Here is a 20,123-nt window from a genome sequence, read left to right as displayed (position 1 = left end):
ACCGGTGAATGGTGATGGACACTTCCCAGGAATGGGCGCGCCCGGAGACCCCGGAAGCCCTGGAGACTCTAGAAGCGCCGGAAGCCGAGGCCAGCCTGGTACGCCCGTACACGCTGACCGCCGGTAGGACCCACACCGACGTGAGTCTGCCGCTGGAAGCCCCGGTGCAGACCATGCGGGCGGCCCACCCCAACCAGTGGCCGGTCAGCGATCCGCGCGGCCTCATCGTCGAACTGTGTCAGGCGGCCCCGTCGGTCGCTGAGATCTCCGCCCGGTTAAACCTGCCGCTGGGTGTCGCGCGCGTCCTGGTGGGCGATCTGGTCACGTCGGGATACCTTCGGGTGCGTCCCACCCTGACCGAGGCATCCACCCGGGACGAACGCCGAGAACTGATAGGAAGGACGCTCCGTGGCCTCCGAGCGCTTGGATAGGCCTGCAGCGCCGAGGGAATCGGCATCGACGAAGATCGTCATCGCGGGCGGGTTCGGGGTCGGCAAGACCACCTTCGTCGGCACCGTCTCGGAGATCATGCCGCTGCGCACCGAGGCGCTGGTCACCGACGCCTCGGCCGGTGTCGACGCGCTGGAGGACACCCCGGACAAGCGGACCACCACCGTCGCGATGGACTTCGGCCGCATCACGCTGGCCGACGACCTGGTGCTGTACCTGTTCGGGACGCCCGGCCAGCGCCGGTTCTGGTTCATGTGGGATGACCTGGTGCGCGGCGCGATCGGCGCGATCATCCTGGCCGACTGCCGTCGGCTGCAGGACAGCTTCGCCGCCGTGGACTTCTTCGAACACCGCAATCTGCCATTCCTGATCGCGGTCAACGAGTTCGAGGGCGCGCCGCGTTATCCGGTCGCCGCGGTGCGCAAGGCCCTGGCCCTGCCGGATCGCATTCCGGTGATCACCGTCGACGCGCGCGACCCCCGTTCGGCCCGGGATGCGCTCATCGCGATCAGCGAGTACGCGCTGTCCACCCTGGCGCCACACGCCTGAGCTCTGATCTCAGCGCTTGAGTCGGATCTTCCACCACACCAACACGGAGTAGACGACCGACAGCACCGCCAGCATCCCCATGTCGAGCAGCCAGGTGCCCTTGTCGTGGTCCCACAGCCGGTCTTTGGGGATCTGCGGCGCGTCCATCAGGGTGTTGAAATCGACGGTCGACCCGCCCGCCGCGTACCCCCAGCGTGCCGGGGTCAGCCAGGACAACTGGTCGAGACCGGTTCGGCCGCCGACCGGAATCATGCCGCTGGACAACACCAACTGCGACATGATCGACACCACCAGCATCGGCATGATCTGCTCGTTGGACTGCGCGAACGCCGACAGCGCCAACCCGAGAATCGCCGAGGCCACGCAGGTGCCGGCCACCCCGAGGAACAACTCGAAGTTCACGTTGCCGAACAGCACGGCGTCGCGCGCCGGGCCGCCCTTGCCCAGTACCACGATCGTGGTGGCGATCGCCGCCTGAACCGTGGCGAACACGCAGAACACCGCGATCTTGGCGAGTAGGTAGGCCACCGTCGACAGTCCGACGGCCTGCTCTCTTCGGAAAATCGGACGTTCGCCGATCAGGTCGCGGATGGTCAGCGCGGTACCCATGAACACGGCGCCGATATTGAGCAGCACCATGATGTACCGGGGTTCGGTGGGCGCATCGGGCGCCGGTATGCCCAGCCCGTGGTCGCCCTCGACGGTCAACGACAATATCCCCACGATGAAGGGCAGCAGGGCCAGGAATATCGAGTAGCCGCGGTCGGAGACGATCAGCCGGACCTGGCGGCGCGCGATCGTCGACAGCTGTTTGAGCAGGCTGGTGGCCGCCGGTTTGCCGAGGTCGGCGGGGGGTGTCTCGGCCAGCGCCACCGCGGACCGCTGGCCCCCGTTGCGCTCCAGGAAGCGTCGGTTGGCTTCGTCGGGATCGGCACCCACATTGGCGAAGATGTCGGCCCAGTTGTCGGCACCCATGGCCGGGAAGACCTCTTTGGGCGGGCCGCAATATGCCATCTTGCCGCCGGGAGCCAGCAGCAGAATCTGGTCGCAGACGTCGAGGTAGGCCACCGAGTGGGTGACCACCATGACCACGCGGCCGGCGTCGGCGAGACCGCGCAACATCAGCATGACCTGGCGGTCCAGTGCCGGGTCCAGGCCCGATGTCGGCTCGTCGAGCAGCAGCAGCGACGGCCCGGTCAGCAGCTCCAACGCCACCGAGGCACGTTTGCGCTGACCGCCGGAGAGCTTGTCCACCCGGGTCTCGGCGTGCTTGGTCATCTCGAGTTCCTCAAGCACCCGCGCGACGGCCTGGTCGCGGTCGGCCTGGCTGCTGTCGGGCGGCAGCCGTAGCTCGGCGGCATAGCCCAAGGCCTGGTTCACCGTCAACTGACGGTGCACCACGTCGTCCTGCGGGACCATCCCGATCCTGCTGCGCAGCGAGGCATAGTCGGCGTGGATGTTGTGGCCCTCGAACAGGGTGGAGCCGGAACTGGGGCTGGTGTAGCCGGCGATGAGCCGGGCCAGGGTGGTCTTGCCGGCGCCCGAGCCGCCGATGATCGCGGTGAGCGTGCCCGGCCGGGCGTTCAGTGAGATGTTGTTGAGCAGCCGCTTGCCGCCCTCGACGTCGAAGCAGACGTCGCGAACCTCCAGTCCGCCGGTGCCGGCCGCGGTCTCGGTGCGGCGCACCAGATTGCCGCCGTGAAACTCCAGGTCGACGTTGCCGATCGTGACCAGGTCGCCCTCGGTGAGGATCGCTGAGCCGATCCGGACACCGTTGACGAATGTTCCGTTGATGCTCCGGCTGTCGCGGATCTCGGTACCCAGCGGGGTCGGGATCAGCATCGCGTGGTGCCGGGAGGCCAGCACGTCGGAGATGACGACGTCATTGTCGGTGGCGCGCCCGATGGTCAACGCGCCGGCCGGTGCATTCGGCGGCGAGGAGGATCCCTGCCGCAGGATGTCGATCATCCGGGTGGCGATGTTGCCGGCTTCTGGCGGTTTCGCCGCCACCGGCGCCATCCGGGTGGACGGCTGCCGCGGCGGAAACGGCTCGGCGGGCGGCGAATAATTCGGCCGCAGTGCCGCCTCGCCGGCTGGCCCGGCCGGGTACGCCGGTTGCCGGGGGGAAAGCGGCGGTGGCTGATACGGAGCCGGGCCGGCCGGCGGCCGGTAGGGCTGCTGGAAGCCGGAGTGTCCGGCTGAACGCGGATCCGGGTAGGGCGCGGGGTCGGGATGAGACGGCCAGCCCGGTGGTTCAGCGAGGCTCGACGGAGGAGAGCTGAAGCTGGAACCGCCGTATGAACCCGGTGGCTGGGGTGGCCGGCCCGGGCGCGCGATACCGGGTGGTGGCACGTGGATCGAGACCGTCTGCGGCGGCCGGCCGGCCTGACCCTGGTGCCGGCCCACCTCGAAGGACACCTGCGGCCCGTCCGGATTACCCAGGTTGACGGTCTGGCCGTCGCGAATGTCGACGACCGGCACTCGCTGCCCGTTGACGTAGATGCCGTTCAGGGAGCCGTTGTCGATCCCCAGCCACCTGCCCTGCTCGAAGCGCAGCAGCAGGTGGGCGCGGGAGACCAGGGGATGCGGGATGCGGATGTCGGCGCGCAGGTCACGTCCGATGACCACATCGTGGCCCGCGGAGAACGTGGCTTCTGAGCCGTCGTAGCGCACGGTCAGCACCGGCGGAGCTGGGTGACTCATCGGATCAACTGTATCGGTCGGACGGAACGGACGGTCTGTCCACCGCACCGCGAGTCGGCGCGGATCAGTGAATCGAGTCCGGGGCGCCGGTGACCACGCAGTGGGTTCGCTCATAGATCGTCGGCATGCACTGGTTGCAGTGGATGCATTCCGACAGCGTGGCCGGTTCGGCGGCTATCCGGTTGATCAGGTCCGGTTCGGCCAGCAGCGCCCGGGCCATCGCGACGAACTCGAATCCCTCGGCCATCGCCAGGTCCATCGTCGCCCGGTTGGTGATGCCGCCCAGCAGGATCAGCGGCAGCGACAATTCGGCGCGGAACAGCCGAGCCTCTTGCAGCAGGTAGGCGTCGGTGTAGGGGTACTGACGCAGGAACCTGTTGCCGGTCATCCGCATGCCCCAGCTCAGCGGCGGCGGAAAGACACCCGCGAACTCCTTGACCGGGGCGTGTCCGCGGAACAGGTACATCGGGTTGACCAGCGAGCTGCCCGCGGTCAGTTCCAGGGCGTCCAGGCCGCCGTCATCCTGCAACCACTTGGCGGTGGTCAGCGACTCGTCCAGGCTGATGCCGCCGCGCACCCCGTCGGACATGTTCAGCTTGGCCGTCACCGCGATCTGCCCGCCCACCGCTGTGTGCACCGCCTGCACGATCCCGCGGGCCACCTTGGCGCGGTTGGCCAGCGACCCGCCGAACTCATCGGAGCGGCGGTTGATCAGCGGGCTCAGAAACGAGCTGGCCAGGTAGTTGTGGCCGAGGTGGATCTCGACCGCGTCGAACCCGGCGTCGAGGGCGTAGCGGGCGGCGTCGGCGTGCTGGGCGGTCACCTCGTCGATGTCGTCGCGGGTGGCCTTCTTGGCGAACCGCATGCCGATCGGGTTGAAGAACCGCACCGGTGCCAGGGCGCGGGCCTTGTTGGAGCGGGCGTCGGCGACCGGGCCGGCGTGGCCGATCTGCGCGCTGACCAAGGCTCCCTCGGCATGCACGGCGTCGGTGAGCCGGCGCAACCCGGCGACCGCCTCCGGGCGCATCCACAACCCGTCGTTGGAGGTGCGGCCACCGGGGGAGACCGCGCAGTAGGCGACCGTGGTCATGCCCACTCCGCCGGCCGCCGGCAGCCGGTGGTACTCGATGAGGTCATCGGAGACCAGCGCATCGGGTGTGCGGTTCTCGAAGGTGGCGGCCTTGATCGTCCGGTTGCGCAGGGTGATCGGACCCAGCTTCGCCGGGCTGAAGACGTCGGGGACAGGCATATCGGGAGAGTACGCGCGCGGGCATGCCAGACTGTCCGCGTGGGTGCGATCACGTTGGACGGCAAGGCCACGCGCGACGAGATCTTCGTCGACCTCAAAGCTCGGGTGGACGAGCTCGCGCGGGCGGGCCGCACGCCCGGGCTGGGCACCATCCTGGTCGGCGACGACCCCGGCTCGCACGCCTACGTGCGTGGCAAGCACGCCGACTGCGCCAAGGTCGGCATCACCTCGATCCGCCGCGACCTGCCGGCCGACGCCAGTACGGCGCAGCTCAACGAGACCATCGACGAGCTGAACGCCAACCCGGACTGCACCGGCTACATCGTGCAGCTGCCGCTGCCGAAACATCTGGACGAGAACGCCGCACTGGAGCGCGTCGACCCCGCCAAGGACGCCGACGGCCTGCACCCGACCAACCTGGGCCGGCTGGTGCTGGGCACCCCGGCCGCACTGCCGTGCACTCCGCGCGGGATCGTGCATCTGCTGCGCCGTTACGACGTGCCGATCGCCGGTGCCCATGTCGTGGTGATCGGGCGCGGAGTGACGGTAGGCCGCCCGCTGGGGCTGCTGCTGACCCGCCGGTCGGAGAACGCCACCGTGACGCTGTGCCACACCGGTACCCGCGATCTGGCGGAGCTGACCCGGCAGGCGGACATCATCGTCGCCGCGGTCGGGGTGCCGCACATGCTCACCGCCGACATGGTGCGCCCGGGGGCCGCGATCGTCGACGTCGGTGTCAGCCGTACCGACGCCGGACTGGTCGGCGATGTGCACCCGGACGTGTGGGAGGTGGCCGGCCATGTGTCGCCCAACCCCGGCGGTGTGGGCCCGCTGACCCGGGCGTTCCTGCTGACCAACGTGGTGGAAAGAGTCGAGGGGATCGCGTGACACCTCTGGCCCGCCTCCGCGCGATCCTCACCCGGCAGTGGCCGATCGTGCTGGTCGGGCTGATCTTCACGGTGGCGTTCGTGCTGGCCGGGGCCAATTTCTGGCGCCGCGGCGCGCTGCTGATCGGGATCGGGACCGGGGTCGCCGCCGCGCTGCGGCTGGTGCTGTCCGAGGACCGGGCCGGACTGCTGGTACTGCGGGACCGTGGGCTGGACTTCGCGACGATGACGACGGCGGCGACGGTGATGCTCTACGTGGCGGCCACCATCGACCCGCTCGGGACCAGCTAGTCGCCCTCACGGTCCGGCACTGCTCTCAGATCTGGGTCAGTCGTCGGGTTTGACGGCTCCACTCGGCGGGAACCCGTGTGTCCGGCCGGCCACGACGGTCGACTGGGTCGGGGAGGGGGCGGTTTGCCCGATTCATTGGCGCAACAGCCCTGTTCAAGACCGCTGGTCGCATAGGCCGCACTCGAGAATCGACTGGCAGCACCCGGCGCGCTGATCTGAACCGCCGTCCATTTCGGTTGTGCCAGCGCCGATTGGGAGCGGCCGGGTAGCGCGGAGGAACAGATGAGTGACGTCGAACTGACCCCGGATGTCGACCACATCCGGGCGCACTACGACCGGTCCAACGAGTTCTTCCGGCTGTGGCTGGATCCGACGATGACATACAGCTGTGCGTTTTTCGAGCGCGACGATATGACGCTGGAACAGGCGCAGATGGCCAAGGTGGATCTGGCGTTGGGCAAGTTGGGATTACGGCCCGGCATGACACTGCTCGATATCGGGTCCGGTTGGGGATCCACGATGCGGCGGGCCGTCGAGAAGTACGACGTCAATGTGATCGGGTTGACTTTGAGTGAAAACCAGGTGGTCCATTGCGAACAGAAATTCGCGGAAATGGACAGCGGGCGTTCGAAAAAGGTGCGGTTGCAGGGCTGGGAGGGATTCGACGAACCGGTAGACCGCATCGTATCGCTGGGCGCATTCGAGCATTTCGCCGACGGGGTCGGCACCTACGAGCGCTACGACGACTTCTTCGAGATGTGCTATCGCGTGTTGCCCGACGACGGAGTGATGTTGTTGCATTCCATCGTGGTGCCCACCGCAGAAGAGGGCGAGCGGCTGGGGCTGAAGAAGACGATGTCGCTGCTGCGTTTCATCCATTTCATCATGACCGAGATCTATCCCGGGGGCCGGTTGCCGCAGATCTCGACCGTCGACGAGCACGCGACCCGATGTGGATTCTCCATCACCCGCCATCACGTGATCGGGTCGAACTATGTGCGCACCCTGGACACCTGGGCCAAGGCGCTCGAAGCGCACAAGGACCAGGCGATCGAGCTCAAAGGTGAACAGACCTACGAGACGTTCCTGAAGTACCTGACCGGTTGTCGCGAGCTGTTCCGTGATGGTTACACCAACGTATGCCAATTCACGATGGAAAAGACGGTGGCGTAACCGATCTGCGAGGACGAGGTGGCAGCAATGACCGATCTGAAGCCGTACTACGAAGAGTCCCAAGCGGCTTACGACATCTCCGATGAGTTCTTCTCGTTGTTCCTCGACCCGACCATGGCCTACACCTGTGCGTATTTCGAGCGCGACGACATGACCCTGGAGGAAGCGCAGAATGCCAAGTACGACTTGGCGTTACGCAAGCTCGATCTCGAACCCGGAATGACGGTGCTGGACATCGGTTGCGGGTGGGGTGCGAGTTTGGTTCGGGCGGTGACCAAGTTCGACGTCAACGTCATCGGTATCACGCTCAGCCGCAACCACTGTGCGCGCAGCGCTGCCACGTTGGCGGCGGTCGACACCGAGCGGCATGCCGAGGCGCGCCTGCAGGGATGGGAGGAGTTCGACGAGAAGGTCGATCGGATTCTCACCATCGAGGCGTTCGACGCATTCAAGAAGGAGCGTTACGCCGCGTTCTTCGAACGTGCCTACGAGGTTCTGCCCGATGACGGGCGAATGTTGTGCCACAGCATATTCACCTACCCGCAGACGTACTGGCGCGAGCACGGCATCAAAGTGACGATGAGCGACCTGCGCTTCTTTCGATTCCTCGGCAAAGAGATCTTTCCGGGTGGGCAGATGGCAGGCCGCGACGACATCTGCGAGTACTCACAAGGCGCCGGATTCCGGATCGAGGACACCTTTCTGATGCCGGAGCACTACATACGGACTTTGGATATGTGGGCGGCCAATCTGCGGGGCAACCGCGAACGTGCCATCGCCATCCAGTCCGAAGAGGTCTACGAGCGCTACCTGCGCTATCTGACCGGCTGCGCGGACCTCTTCCGGCGTGGGATCAGCAACGTCGGACAGTTCGTCCTGAGCAAGTAGCGACCAGGGAAGCGAGGCGGGGATATGGCTCCATCCACTCGGTTCGCAACGGGGCACGGCCTCCCCGAGGTGGTTGTCACCGGTGTCGCGATGACGACCGCACTGGCGACGAATGTCGACGACACCTGGAAGAAGTTGCTGGACGGCCAAAGCGGCATCCGCAAGCTCGACGACCCTTTCGTCGAGCGGTTCGACCTGCCGGTCCGGATCGGCGGACACCTGCTCGAGGAGTTCGACCACGAGCTGACCCGCAAGGAACTGCACCGGCTGTCGTATCTGCAGAAGATGTCGGTCATCCTCGGCCGCCGGGTCTGGGCGAATGCCGGTTCGCCAGAGGTGGATCCGCGGCGGTTGCTGGTGTCGATCGGCACCGGACTCGGGTCACCCGAGGAACTGGTCTGGGGATATCAGGGCATGGTGGCGCGCGGCATGAAGGCCGTCTCACCGCTGGGGGTGCAGAAGTACATGCCCAATGCGGCTGCCGCCGCCGTCGGGCTGGAACGCGGCGCCAAAGCCGGTGTCTTCACCCCGGTTTCGGCCTGCGCCTCCGGGGCGGAGGGTATCGCGCAGGCCTGGCGCAACATCGTCTACGACGAAGCCGACATCGCGATCTGCGGCGGCGTCGAGACCAAGATCGAGGCGGTCCCCATCGCGGGATTCGCTGCGATGCGCATCGTGTTGTCCACCACCAACGACGACCCCGCCGGTGCCTGCCGTCCGTTCGACGCCGACCGCAACGGGTTCGTGTTCGGCGAGGCGGGTGCCTTGATGGTGATCGAGACCCTGGCGCACGCAAAGGCGCGCGGGGCAACCATTCTCGGACGGTTGATGGGTGCCGGCATCACCTCCGACGGCCACCACATCGTGGCGCCCGATCCGCTCGGCGAACGGGCCGGCCATGCCATGACACGGGCGATGGAACTCGCCGGCCTGGTCCCGGCTGACATCGACCATGTCAATGCGCACGCCACCGGCACCCGGATCGGCGACCTGGCCGAAGCCCAGGCGATCAACAACGCCATGGGAGCCCACCGGCCGGCGGTGTACGCCCCGAAGGCCGCCCTCGGCCATTCGGTCGGCGCGGTCGGGGCGGTGGAGGCGATCCTGACCGTGCTGGCGCTGCGGGACGGCGTGGTCCCGCAGACGCTCAATCTGCATCGCCTCGACCCGGAGATCGACTTGGACGTCGTCGCCGGGGATCCGCGCGCGGGCGACTACCACCACGCGATCAGCAATTCGTTCGGGTTCGGCGGGCACAACGTCGCGCTTGCCTTCGGAAAGTACTAGAAGGGGGGAGTGCTTTCGGCGTATGGCCGAAAGCGCATTGTCATGGCAAGGAATCTGAAACCGCATTTCGAAGACGTGCAGGCCCATTACGACCTCTCCGACGAGTTTTTCCGGCTCTTCCTCGATCCGACCCAGACGTACAGTTGCGCCTACTTCGAGCGTGACGACATGACACTCGAACAGGCCCAGCTGGCCAAGGTCGACCTGGCGCTGGGCAAGCTGGGCCTGCGCCCTGGCATGACGCTGCTCGATATCGGCTGTGGCTGGGGCGCCACCATGCGGCGCGCGGTGGAAAACCATGACGTCAACGTCACCGGGCTGACCCTGAGCAGAAACCAGGCTGTCCACGTGCAGGCGATGTTCGACGCGATGGACAGCAGACGCACCAAGCGGGTGCTGTTGGAGGGCTGGGAGAACTTCCGCGAACCGGTCGATCGGATCGTGTCGATCGGCGCGTTCGAGCACTTCGGCCACGAACGCTACGACGACTTTTTCGCCATGGCCCACGCCGCGCTGCCGCCGGACGGGGTGATGCTCCTGCACACCATCACGGGTTTGACCCTGCCGCAGATGACCGCGCGCGGCATGCCGCTGACCTTCGCGATGGCCCGCTTCATCAAGTTCATCGCCACCGAGATCTTCCCGGGTGGCCGGCTACCCACCATCGAGATGGTCGAGGATCACTCGGCTCGGGCCGGCTTCACGTTGACCCGACGGCAGTCGCTGCAGCCGCACTACGCCCGGACCCTCGACTGTTGGGCGGCCGCGCTGGCGAGCAACCGGGACAAGGCCATCGAGCTCCAGGGCCAGGAGGTCTACGACCGCTACATGCACTACCTGACCGGTTGCGCCGACGGATTCCGGACCGGCTACATCGACGTCAACCAGTTCACCCTGCAGAAGTAGGTCTGGCGATGACCGCGCTACAGCGCAGGGATGGCCGGAATGGCCGGGATCCCACCGGACAGGCCGGGGATACCCAGCGACATCCCCGGGATCTGCGGCAGCTCCGGCACCTGGCCGTTGGCCAACTGCGACAGCATCTGCGGGCAGTAGACCTGCACCGCGATCTCGGTGAACATCTGCGCCATCTCCGGTGACATGGCGGGACCGCCGCCCAGTCCGCTGACCGGAGCCGCCACCGAGGCGGCGGTGCCGGCGGGCTCGGTGATCATCGGGCAGACGGACTGGCCCAGCTCAGCCGTCGCGGCCGGGTCGGCGACCGGGATGCCCGCGCCGGCCAGATCGGACAGGAACGAGGTGTCGACGGGGCTCGCCTGCGCCGGCGCTGCGAATCCCGCGGCGGCGATCAGGCCGGCACCCACCCCCAGCCCTGCTTTGACCGTGAAACGTCGCATGCATCCCCCTCGTTAGCCTCCGGCGGCGACAGGCACCCCGAAGATCGCCGAACGTCCTTGATTGAAATCCTGCATCAAAGCGGTCACAACGACGAATCCGCCGCGTCACGGTTTGTCTACGAGTCGTGCAGCGTCGCTCGCGTGCACACCGTGACGTAGGGCAGTGCCAGCCCGGTCGAGCCCACCAGCGCCGGATGGGTGGCCAGCAAGTTGCGCACCTGGTCCAGAGTCTTGGTGCGCACCGCGTCCGGTGAGGTGATGCAGTAACTGCGGGAGGCGACCAGGTCGATCAGCGCCTGCGGTGTCAGGTAGTTGGTCCACTCCACCTGGTGGCTTTCGATGTCGCCGAACGGTGCGGGCAGGCTCACCCCGCCATCCACCGCGTCGCGGGCGTCCTCGCGGCCGATGATGTTGCCCAGCTCCTTGACCCAGCCCAGCCGTTCGTCGCGGGTGTTCCACACCAGGCCCAGCCGGCCACCCGGTCGCAGCACCCGAACCACCTCGGGGATGGCCCGACTGGCGTCGAACCAATGCCAGGCCTGCGCCACCAGCACGGCGTCCACGCTGTTGTCCGGCAGCGGGATCTGCTCGGCGGTCCCGAGCAGGGCCGGGGTCCCCGGCAGCGCGGTGGCCAGCACCTCCAGCATCTCGGCGATCGGGTCCACGGCCACCACGTCCAGGCCGCGCTCCACCAGCCGGGCGGTCAGCTTGCCGGTGCCGGCGCCCAGATCCAGGACGTCGCGGGCATCCGGCGGCAGCAGCCAGTCGATCGCGTCCGGGGGATAGGACGGGCGGCCACGCTCGTAGGCGGCGGCCTGCGAGCCGAACGACAGCGAGCGGTCGCGCCGGGCCTGTCCGGACGGGCTCACCGCCGGTGGTCCCCGGCCGTGGCCGCCAAATCCAGGGTCTGGCGGATCAGCTCGCCGACCCGGTCGGTCTCCAGCAGGAAGCCGTCGTGCCCGCAGTCGGAATCCACCACCTGCAGGCCGTCGCAGCCCGGCAGCAACTCGGCCAGCTCGGCCTGCAGGCGCAGCGGATACAGCCGGTCGGAGGTGATCCCGGCGACCACCGCCGGCACCGGACAGCCGCGTAGCGCCGCGGCCACCCCGCCACGCCCGGCTCCCACGTCGTAGCTGGACAGCGACTCGCTCAGGGTCACGTAACTGCCGGCGTCGAACCGGGCCACCAGCTTCGCGCCCTGATGTTCCAGGTAGCTCTGGGCCGCGTAGCGGCCGCCGTTGGTCGGGTCCTCCCCGTCCTGGGCGTCGTTGGCGAACCGCCGGTCCAGCTCGGCCTCGCCGCGGTAGGTCAGGTGCGCGATACGCCGGGCGATCGCCAGCCCGGCGTCGGGACTGCGGCCGGTGCCGTGGTAGTCCCCGCCCTGCCAGTCCGGGTCGGCCTTGATCGCGGCGATCTGGGTGCTCTGGGTGCCGATCTGGTCGGCGGTCGCCCGGGCGCCGACGGCCAGCAGCAGGCCCGCGCCCACCCGGTCCGGGTGTCCGACCATCCACTCCAGCCCGCGGGCACCGCCCATCGAACCGCCCACCACCGCGGCCACCTCGGTGATGCCGAGCGCGGCCAGTGCGGCGACGTCGGCCTGGACCTGGTCACGAATCGAGATCGCGGGAAACCTTGAACCCCAGGGCTTTCCGTCGCGAGCCAGGGATCCGGGACCGGTCGAGCCGCGGCAGCCGCCCAACACGTTGGTGGCTACCGCGCACCAGCGGTCGGTGTCGATCGGGGCGCCGGGCCCGATGATCCCGTCCCACCAGCCCGGGGTGGGATGCCCCGGCCCGGCGGGCCCGGTGACGTGGGAGTCCCCGGTCAGCGCGTGCAGCACCATCACGACGTTGTCGCGCCGCGCTGACAGCTCGCCCCAGCGCTGCACGGCGATATGCACATCGTCGAGCACCGCGCCGCACTCCAACGTCAGCGACCCGATGTCGACCACGCCGGTCTCTGACTCGGCGGGCAGCAGCTGCCTGGACACGTCGGAGATCGTCACCGGGGACCGCCTCAACGAGCCGCCAGCGCCGACGAGTCGCCGAGCTGTGCTGAGGCTGCGGTGAAGCCGAGCTCCAGGTCGGCCAGGATGTCGTCGATGCCCTCGATGCCGACCGCCAGCCGCACCAGGCCCGGGGTGACACCGCTGGCCAGCTGCTCTTCGGCGCTGAGCTGGGCGTGTGTCGTCGACGCCGGATGAATGACCAGCGAGCGCACGTCACCGATGTTGGCGACGTGGCTGTGTAGCTGCAGGGCGTCGACGAAGGCCCGGCCGGCGTCGATACCCCCGGCGAGCTCGAAGGAGAGCACGCCGCCGACACCCTTCGGTGCCAGTTGGCGGGCCCGGGCATGCCACGGCGAACTGGACAGCCCGGCGTAGTTGACGCTCAACACGTCGTCGCGGGCCTCCAGGAACTCCGCGACCCGCTGGGCGTTGGCGACGTGACGCTCCACCCGCAGACTCAGCGTCTCCAGGCCCTGGGCGATCAGGAAGGCGTTGAACGGCGAGACCGCCGCGCCCAGGTCGCGCAGGAGCTGCACCCGGACCTTCAGCGCGAACGCCGGAGCTCCCAGGTCGGCGAAGACCACCCCGTGGTAGCTCGGGTCGGGGGTGGTGAAGCCCGGGTGGCGGCCCTGGGTCCAGTCGAAGGTGCCGCCGTCGACGATCACGCCCGCGATCGCCGAGCCGTGCCCGCCCAGGTACTTGGTGGCCGAGTGCACCACGATGTCGGCGCCGTGGGCCAGCGGCTGGATCAGGTAGGGGGTGGCAACGGTGTTGTCCACGATCAGCGGCACCCCGTGCTCGTGGGCCACCGCCGACACTCCCGGGATGTCGAGCACGTCGATCTTCGGGTTGGAGATGGTCTCGGCGAAGAAGGCCTTGGTGTTCGGCCGCACCGCCGCCCGCCAGGACTCCAGGTCATCGGGGTCCTCGACGAAGGTGGTCTCGATACCCAGCTTGGGCAGCGAGTAGTGGAACAGGTTGTAGGTACCGCCGTAGAGTCGCGGGCTGGAAACGATGTGGTCGCCGGCACCGGCGATGTTCAGGATCGCGTAGGTCTCCGCGGCCTGCCCGGAGGCCAGCAGCAGGGCGGCGACCCCGCCCTCGAGCGCGGCGATCCGCTGCTCGACGACGTCATTGGTCGGGTTCATGATCCGGGTGTAGATGTTGCCCGGAACCTCCAGGCCGAACAGCTTGGCCGCGTGATCGGTGTTGTCGAACGTGTAGGAGGTGGTCTGGTAGATCGGCAGCGCGCGGGCGTTGGTGGCAGCGTCGGGAACCTGCCCGACGTGGACCTGCTTGGTCTCGAACGACCAGTGCGCAGCTGGGTCGACGTTGTTGTCGGTGCTCATTGGTGAATGCCTTCTTCGTGGGTGTTATCGCTGGTGCAGGAGTGGGGTTTCAGCGACAACAGCAACGGGAGAGCGGGCACAAGGAGGCACGCATCAGGTTCCCCTGTCTACTCGGGGGGCCCGTTGTGGCGGACCCGCGCTTGCCGCGTAGCCGACGGTGGCTACTCAACCCGGTCTTTCACCCGGGGCACCCCACCGCGGTTGGAGGGTTGCCGGCCAGCAAGCCGGGGCTTAGCGCTGGCACTCATGACCGTCACGCAGCCTATCGCATCTCCCGGAGATGTCGCCACCTGCTCACCGGCGGTGTACGCGCGGGGCCGGTACGCGATACTGATGCCGCCGTGTACCACGCGGCATCAATGATCGCTACGAACCTGACGCCGGGAGAACAGCCATGTGCGCCGACCAGCCGACCATCATCTACACGTTGACCGACGAGGCGCCGCTGCTGGCGACCTATTCGTTCCTGCCGATCGTGCAGGCCTTCACCGGGCCCGCGGGTATCGACGTGAAACCCAGCGACATCTCGCTGGCCGCCCGCATCCTGGCCGAGTTCCCCGATGAGCTGACCGAGGCGCAACGGGTGCCGGACAACCTGGCCGAGCTCGGCCGGCTCACCCACCTGCCCGACACCACGATCATCAAGCTGCCCAACATCAGCGCGTCGGTGCCGCAACTGGTCGCTGCCATCAAGGAGCTGCAGGGCAAGGGCTTCGCGCTGCCGGACTTCCCCGAGGACCCGAAGACCGACCGGGAGCGCGACATCCGCGACCGCTACGCCAAGTGCCTGGGCAGTGCGGTGAATCCGGTTCTGCGGGAAGGCAACTCGGACCGGCGTGCGCCCAAGGCGGTCAAGGAGTACGCACGCAAGCACCCGCACAGCATGGGTGAGTGGTCGCAGGCGTCGCGCACCCATGTGGCCACCATGCGCCACGGCGACTTCTACCACGGCGAGAAGTCGATGACGCTGGACCGCGATCGTGACGTCAAGATGGAGCTGAAAACCAAGAGCGGCAAGACGATTGTGCTCAAGGAGAAGGTGTCACTGCTCGACGGCATGGTCATCGACTCGATGTTCATGAGCGTGAAAGCGCTGCGCGAGTTCTACGAGGAGCAGATGGAGGACGCCCACAAGACGGGTGTGATGTTCTCCCTGCACGTCAAGGCGACCATGATGAAGGTCAGCCACCCCATCGTGTTCGGCCACGCCATCAAAGTCTTCTACAAGGATGCGTTCGCCAAGCACCAGAAGCTCTTCGACGACCTGGGCGTCAACGTCAACAACGGCATGGTCGACCTCTACAACAAGATCGAGACGCTGCCGGCTTCGCAGCGCGAGGAGATCATCGAGGACCTGCACGCCTGCCACGAGCACCGTCCCAAACTGGCGATGGTGGACTCGGCCAACGGCATCACGAACTTCCACTCGCCCTCGGACGTGATCGTGGACGCCTCGATGCCGGCGATGATCCGGGCCGGCGGCAAGATGTATGGCGCGGACGGGCGGCCCAGGGACACCAAGGCGGTCAACCCCGAGTCGACGTTCGCGCGGATCTACCAGGAGTTGATCAACTTCTGCAAGACCCACGGCCAGTTCGACCCGGCCACCATGGGCACCGTGCCCAACGTCGGGCTGATGGCGCAGAAGGCCGAGGAGTACGGCAGCCACGACAAGACCTTCGAGGTCCCCGAGGCCGGGGTTGCCGACATCGTCGACCTCAACACCGGTGAGGTGCTGCTGAGCCAGAACGTGGAGGCCGGCGACATCTGGCGGCTGTGCACCGTCACCGACGCCGCCATCCGGGACTGGGTGAAGCTGGCCGTCCAGCGGGCACGGGCGTCGGGCATGACGGTGGTGTTCTGGCTGGACACCGAGCGTCCGCACGAGGCGGAACTGCGCAAGAAGGTCAAGACCTACCTGAAAGACCACGACACCGAGGGCCTGGAGATCCAGATCATGCCGCAGGTGTGGGCCATGCGCTACACCCTGGAGCGGCTGATCCGCGGCCAGGACACCATCGCCGCCACCGGCAACATCCTGCGCGACTACCTCACCGACCTGTTCCCGATCCTGGAGCTGGGCACCAGCGCCAAGATGCTGTCGATCGTGCCGCTGATGGCCGGCGGGGGCATGTACGAGACCGGCGCGGGCGGTTCGGCGCCCAAGCACGTCAAGCAGTTGGTGGAGGAGAACCACCTGCGCTGGGACTCGCTCGGCGAATTCCTGGCGCTGGCAGCCAGTTTCGATGACCTGGGTGTCAAGACCGGCAATGTGCAGGCCAAGATCCTCGGCGTGACGCTGGACGCGGCGATCGGCAAACTGTTGGACGCCAACAAGTCTCCGTCGCGCAAGACCGGTGAGCTGGACAACCGCGGCAGTCAGTTCTACCTCGCCAAGTATTGGGCGGAGGAACTCGCCGCGCAGACCGAGGACCCCGAGCTGGCCAAGCACTTCGCGGAGCTGGCGGACACGTTGGACAAGAACGAGGACGTCATCTTGAGCGAACTGACCGCGGTGCAGGGCGAGCCGGTGGACATCGGCGGCTACTACGCGCCGGATCACGACCTGACCTCGGCGGTGATGCGGCCCAGCGCCACCTTCAACGCAGCCGTCGGCGAGAAGGACTGACCCGATCTGCCGGTGGGCTCAGTCCGTGATGCAGAGAACTTCGTCGAGGGTGGCGGTGCCGCCGACGTGGTTCATCCGCGCGGTGTCGAACATCGCCGGGCCGGTGGCAGGCCGCTCTGTCAACAGGTAGCGGCCTGCGCCGGGGGCGCGGCGCACGATGTCCTCGGCGGCGCAGGTGCCGGTCAGCTTCACCGCGTCGGTGAAGTTGATGCCCACCTGGAACACCTGCGGTTCGGCCTCCAGTACGTCGGTCAGTCGGGTGATGAGGTTCTCCGGGGCGAAGAATCGCCAGCCTTGGCCCAGGTGCAGCCAGAATCGTCCGCCGATCTGGGTGCGGATCCACTCGAGCTGGTCGCCGGGTCCGGCCGCAGGGGCATCGGCGAACTCGATGAATCCGTACCGCTGCGCCAGGGTGGCCCGATCGGTTCCCGATAGGCCGGTGTCGATCACCAGGAAGCGGCCGCAGCGCGTCACGTCGAGGCAGCAGTTCAGGAACGAGTTCAGGGTCTGCTCGGTACTGGCTTGGTCGGGTCCGGCGAGCAGGCTCACGGTCACTTCGGCGTCGGGTGGGCCGGCAATCAGGCTGTGTGCCAGGGCTTCCGGATATGGTGATGCGGCATCCAGCATGTACGGGACCGGAACGTCGCGGTTGGCGGCGATCCGTTGACGATCCTCCTCGGGCACGTCGGGTCGGGCCAGCAGGCCCCGGCACAGCGTGAACGTTTCTTCGTGCTTGCCGATCCAGTCGGCGCAGACTGCCTGCTCATCGGTCGAGCGCCAGGTGTAGGCATCGGTGTAGACGAACAGCTCGTCCTGCGTGAGCGGGATAGCGGCCGCGCATCGGGCGAACCCGTAGGCGAGTCGGTAATTTCCGTTGAGGCGCAGGTATCGGGCCAGTTGGTACAGCGGTTCGGCGCGGGTCGGTCGGAACCCCCAGGCGTGGAGGTAGGCATCCCGTACGTCAGTCCACGGTTCATCGAGTGCTTCCACGGCCGCGGCTAGGCGGAACAGCGAGTAGTACACCTCTTCGTCATAGCCCCCCATTTCGGCTCGCCGCGCATACCACGTGCGCGCGACGGCGTAGTCCTCCAGATCGAAGTAGCTTTGCGCGAGGTAGAAGACGGACCGTGCGTCCTCGGGATTGCGTTCGACCTCAGCCAGCAGCAGATCGCGGTCGCGCGCATACTTCTGCGGATCCAGGTTGCGGGCCCCGAGGCGCCGCGATTCGATGGCGAAGTCGCCACCGATATAGCCGGTGACGTAGGCCTCTTTGTCGTATTCGACGTGCTCGTGGACCACACCGGCGTAGCGCACCGGCAACCCGTCGCGGAACACTTGGGGGCGCCAGTAGGCGTTGGGGCCCTGCCGGATACACACCAGGTAGACGTCGGCGTTCAGACCGGTGAAATCGGGTGTGCCCAGGACCTCGTCGTCGGCGTCTATGACCCAGATGTAGTCGGCACGGCCCTGGGCGAGGGTCAGCGCCTCGGTGCGGTTGTGCCCGAAGTTGTGCCAGGGCCGTTCGTAAAGCTCACCAGGGATGCCCAGTGCCGCCATGTGGTCGCGGATCACCTGCTGGGTTCCGTCCTGTGAGCCGGTATCGACGATCACCCACGAACTGATGTAGGGCGCGGCGGCGTCCAACACCTCCTGAATGACGTGGGCTTCGTCTCGCACGATCATGTTGAGGCAGATCGCGGAACGGGTGTTCGCCGGGTCGGACACGGTTGGCAGGGTACCCGGTGCGGGGGAACCGGCGGAATGAGTTCCGGGCGGGCCCTCCGCAATTGGCCGGGGACAGCCCTCGGCGGGGCGCCAGGACCCCGACGACACCGGGCTCCTGGATGCGCGAACAGTACCGGGGCGTGGTCCAACGTGCGACAATTCGCCGGTAAGGCGATGACGATGCAGGAATCCGGTGCGAATCCGGAGCGGTCCCGCCACTGTTATCGGGAGTGAGCCTCACCCGAGAGCCAGATACTGGCATCGTCGTCGCACCCTCGGTTCGGGGCGGAGCACCCCGAGAGAGCTGGCGACCGTGACCGCGCCGATCTGGATCGCGTCACCTCCGGAAGTCCATTCCACGTTGCTGTCGGCCGGACCCGGAGCCGGCCCGCTGCTGGCGTCGGCGGCGGCCTGGACCGCGCTGAGCACGGAGTACGCCGACGTCGCCGACGAGCTGGCGGCCGTGCTGGGCCAGGTGCAGGCCGGGGCGTGGCAGGGTCCGTCCGCAGAGGCCTACCTGGCGGCCCACGTTCCCTACCTGGCGTGGCTGGTGCGCGCCGGTGTCGATGCGGCCGCGGTGGCGGCCGCGCAGCAGGTGGCGGCGAGCGCCCACACCGCCGCGCTGGCGGCGATGCCGACCATGGCCGAGTTGGCCACCAACCATGCCGTTCACGGGGTTCTGGTGGCGACCAACTTCTTCGGGATCAACACGATTCCGATCGCGCTGAACGAGGCCGACTACGCACGGATGTGGGTGCAGGCGGCCACCGTGATGGCCGGCTACGACGCGACCGCGACCGCTGCTGTGGCGGCGCCACCGCAGCTCGACCCGGCGCCGCCGGTGCTCAACCCGCTGGTGCCGGGCGCGGCGGAGGCGACACCGCCCGCGCCGCCGGACTGGTTCGCCGAGTTGGCGGCGTTCCTGCACGGACTCATCCCCACCCCGGAATATCCGAACATCGGCGACTACCCGCTGTATCTGCAGCTGCTGGAATTCTTCGACCAGGTCGGCTACACCGGCATCGGGGACCCGCTCGCAGAACTCTTCGCCGGCCTGCAGAACGGCTCGTCGTTGCTGCCGCCGTGGGGGGTCCCTGGCTCGTGGCTGGCCTGGTCGGGGAATCCGTTCGGCTATTTCAACCCCGGAGTCCTTGCCTACATGTTCTCGGTGCCGTTGGACCCGGGAACCTACATCGCGCTGACCGCAAAGGTTGTTGTCGACGACCTGCTGGCGATCCTGTACACCGCACTGTTCAATCCGCAAGGCCTTGGTCTTGTGGTGCCGTTGGCGATGGTCGAGATCATCGGGTCCACGATCGGCAACACCATCCAGGTGCTCAACTACTCGCTCACCCAGACGGCGCTGCTACCGGCGCTGCTGCCGCTGTTGGCCGGCTCGACGGTACTGGCTCCGGCCGGGGTGATCGGGGGCCTGGGTATCGGTGCTCTGGCGCACCATGCGGCCGCGGTCGCGGTCCCGCCGCCGCCCGCCCCGCCGTCGCTCGGGCTGGCCATGGCCCAGCCGCCTGCTCCGGCGCCCGCTCCGGCTCCGGCACCCTCCCCGGCTCCCGCACCGC

General features: G+C 67.6%; 17 protein-coding genes and 2 riboswitches. Of the genes, 10 read left to right on the top strand and 7 right to left on the bottom strand.

The window, feature by feature from the left end; translation table 11 throughout:
* Positions 1-14 precede the first annotated feature (14 nt).
* Positions 15-431 carry a DUF742 domain-containing protein gene (locus AWC16_RS00990; protein ID WP_109561243.1) on the top strand — a complete coding sequence of 139 codons (417 nt, stop codon included), beginning with the start codon at positions 15-17 and terminating at the stop codon, positions 429-431.
* The gene (locus AWC16_RS00985) at positions 424-999 is read left to right on the top strand and encodes a GTP-binding protein (RefSeq protein ID WP_109561242.1); all 576 of its coding nucleotides are present in this window, start codon (positions 424-426) and stop codon (positions 997-999) included. Before AWC16_RS00990 ends, AWC16_RS00985 begins: the two co-directional genes overlap by 8 nt.
* Before the next feature lie 9 nt (positions 1,000-1,008).
* Here the strand turns inward: AWC16_RS00985 and AWC16_RS00980 are convergent, their stop codons facing one another.
* Positions 1,009-3,702: an ATP-binding cassette domain-containing protein gene (locus tag AWC16_RS00980; RefSeq protein ID WP_085262971.1), complete on the bottom strand. Its 2,694-nt coding sequence runs from the start codon at positions 3,700-3,702 to the stop codon at positions 1,009-1,011.
* A 64-nt stretch (positions 3,703-3,766) separates the two neighbouring features.
* Positions 3,767-4,951, bottom strand: coding sequence for an NADH:flavin oxidoreductase (locus AWC16_RS00975; RefSeq protein ID WP_085262970.1), 1,185 nt, complete (start codon positions 4,949-4,951; stop codon positions 3,767-3,769).
* Positions 4,952-4,990: 39 nt separating this feature from the next.
* Here AWC16_RS00975 and AWC16_RS00970 point away from each other — a divergent pair, with 39 nt between their 5' ends.
* The 6 genes from AWC16_RS00970 (at position 4,991) to AWC16_RS00945 (ending at position 10,383) form a co-directional block, all read left to right on the top strand.
* Positions 4,991-5,839 (top strand): bifunctional methylenetetrahydrofolate dehydrogenase/methenyltetrahydrofolate cyclohydrolase, encoded by an 849-nt coding sequence (locus AWC16_RS00970; RefSeq protein ID WP_085262969.1) that lies wholly within the window; start codon positions 4,991-4,993, stop codon positions 5,837-5,839.
* Positions 5,836-6,129, top strand: a complete 294-nt coding sequence (locus AWC16_RS00965) for a DUF3017 domain-containing protein (protein WP_085262968.1) — start codon at positions 5,836-5,838, stop codon at positions 6,127-6,129. The genes AWC16_RS00970 and AWC16_RS00965 overlap by 4 nt, the downstream gene beginning before the upstream one ends.
* Positions 6,130-6,411: 282 nt before the next feature.
* A complete protein-coding gene (locus AWC16_RS00960; RefSeq protein WP_085262967.1) occupies positions 6,412-7,302 on the top strand; it encodes a cyclopropane mycolic acid synthase family methyltransferase in 891 nt (296 codons plus the stop codon).
* A gap of 27 nt (positions 7,303-7,329) precedes the next feature.
* Complete coding sequence (locus AWC16_RS00955; RefSeq protein WP_085262966.1) at positions 7,330-8,190, top strand: cyclopropane mycolic acid synthase family methyltransferase; 861 nt, start codon at positions 7,330-7,332, stop codon at positions 8,188-8,190.
* 24 nt (positions 8,191-8,214) lie between these two features.
* Positions 8,215-9,477 carry a 3-oxoacyl-ACP synthase KasB gene (kasB, locus tag AWC16_RS00950; RefSeq protein WP_085262965.1) on the top strand — a complete coding sequence of 421 codons (1,263 nt, stop codon included), beginning with the start codon at positions 8,215-8,217 and terminating at the stop codon, positions 9,475-9,477.
* A 42-nt stretch (positions 9,478-9,519) separates the two neighbouring features.
* Positions 9,520-10,383 carry a cyclopropane mycolic acid synthase family methyltransferase gene (locus AWC16_RS00945; RefSeq protein ID WP_085262964.1) on the top strand — a complete coding sequence of 288 codons (864 nt, stop codon included), beginning with the start codon at positions 9,520-9,522 and terminating at the stop codon, positions 10,381-10,383.
* A gap of 17 nt (positions 10,384-10,400) precedes the next feature.
* Here AWC16_RS00945 and AWC16_RS00940 read toward each other — a convergent pair whose 3' ends face one another.
* From AWC16_RS00940 to AWC16_RS00925, 4 genes are all read right to left on the bottom strand, one after another.
* Positions 10,401-10,835, bottom strand: a complete 435-nt coding sequence (locus AWC16_RS00940) for a DUF732 domain-containing protein (protein ID WP_085262963.1) — start codon at positions 10,833-10,835, stop codon at positions 10,401-10,403.
* Between the two features lie 116 nt (positions 10,836-10,951).
* Complete coding sequence (locus AWC16_RS00935) at positions 10,952-11,704, bottom strand: class I SAM-dependent methyltransferase (protein ID WP_085262962.1); 753 nt, start codon at positions 11,702-11,704, stop codon at positions 10,952-10,954.
* A complete protein-coding gene (metX, locus tag AWC16_RS00930; protein WP_085262961.1) occupies positions 11,701-12,840 on the bottom strand; it encodes a homoserine O-acetyltransferase MetX in 1,140 nt (379 codons plus the stop codon). Before metX ends, AWC16_RS00935 begins: the two co-directional genes overlap by 4 nt.
* 11 nt (positions 12,841-12,851) lie before the next feature.
* Positions 12,852-14,192, bottom strand: coding sequence for a bifunctional o-acetylhomoserine/o-acetylserine sulfhydrylase (locus tag AWC16_RS00925; RefSeq protein ID WP_085262960.1), 1,341 nt, complete (start codon positions 14,190-14,192; stop codon positions 12,852-12,854).
* A 131-nt stretch (positions 14,193-14,323) separates the two neighbouring features.
* Positions 14,324-14,444, bottom strand: a riboswitch (SAM riboswitch).
* A 142-nt stretch (positions 14,445-14,586) separates the two neighbouring features.
* Between AWC16_RS00925 and AWC16_RS00920 the strand changes: the two genes are divergently transcribed.
* Positions 14,587-16,821 carry an NADP-dependent isocitrate dehydrogenase gene (locus AWC16_RS00920; RefSeq protein WP_085262959.1) on the top strand — a complete coding sequence of 745 codons (2,235 nt, stop codon included), beginning with the start codon at positions 14,587-14,589 and terminating at the stop codon, positions 16,819-16,821.
* 18 nt (positions 16,822-16,839) lie between these two features.
* On the opposite strand, the gene AWC16_RS00915 is transcribed toward AWC16_RS00920, so the two are convergent.
* A complete protein-coding gene (locus AWC16_RS00915) occupies positions 16,840-18,546 on the bottom strand; it encodes a glycosyltransferase (RefSeq protein WP_234812071.1) in 1,707 nt (568 codons plus the stop codon).
* Positions 18,547-18,691: 145 nt separating this feature from the next.
* Positions 18,692-18,823, top strand: a riboswitch (cobalamin riboswitch).
* Positions 18,824-18,859: 36 nt separating this feature from the next.
* On the opposite strand from AWC16_RS00915, the gene AWC16_RS00910 reads away from it, so the two are divergent.
* On the top strand, positions 18,860-20,123 hold a 1,264-nt coding region (locus AWC16_RS00910; protein WP_085262958.1), incomplete at its 3' end, for a PPE family protein.

Source organism: Mycolicibacter longobardus, from assembly GCF_002102265.1.
Lineage (GTDB): Bacteria > Actinomycetota > Actinomycetes > Mycobacteriales > Mycobacteriaceae > Mycobacterium > Mycobacterium longobardum.
The sequence above is the reverse complement of the archived record's forward strand: the minus strand, read 5'-3'. Positions and strand labels throughout refer to the sequence as shown.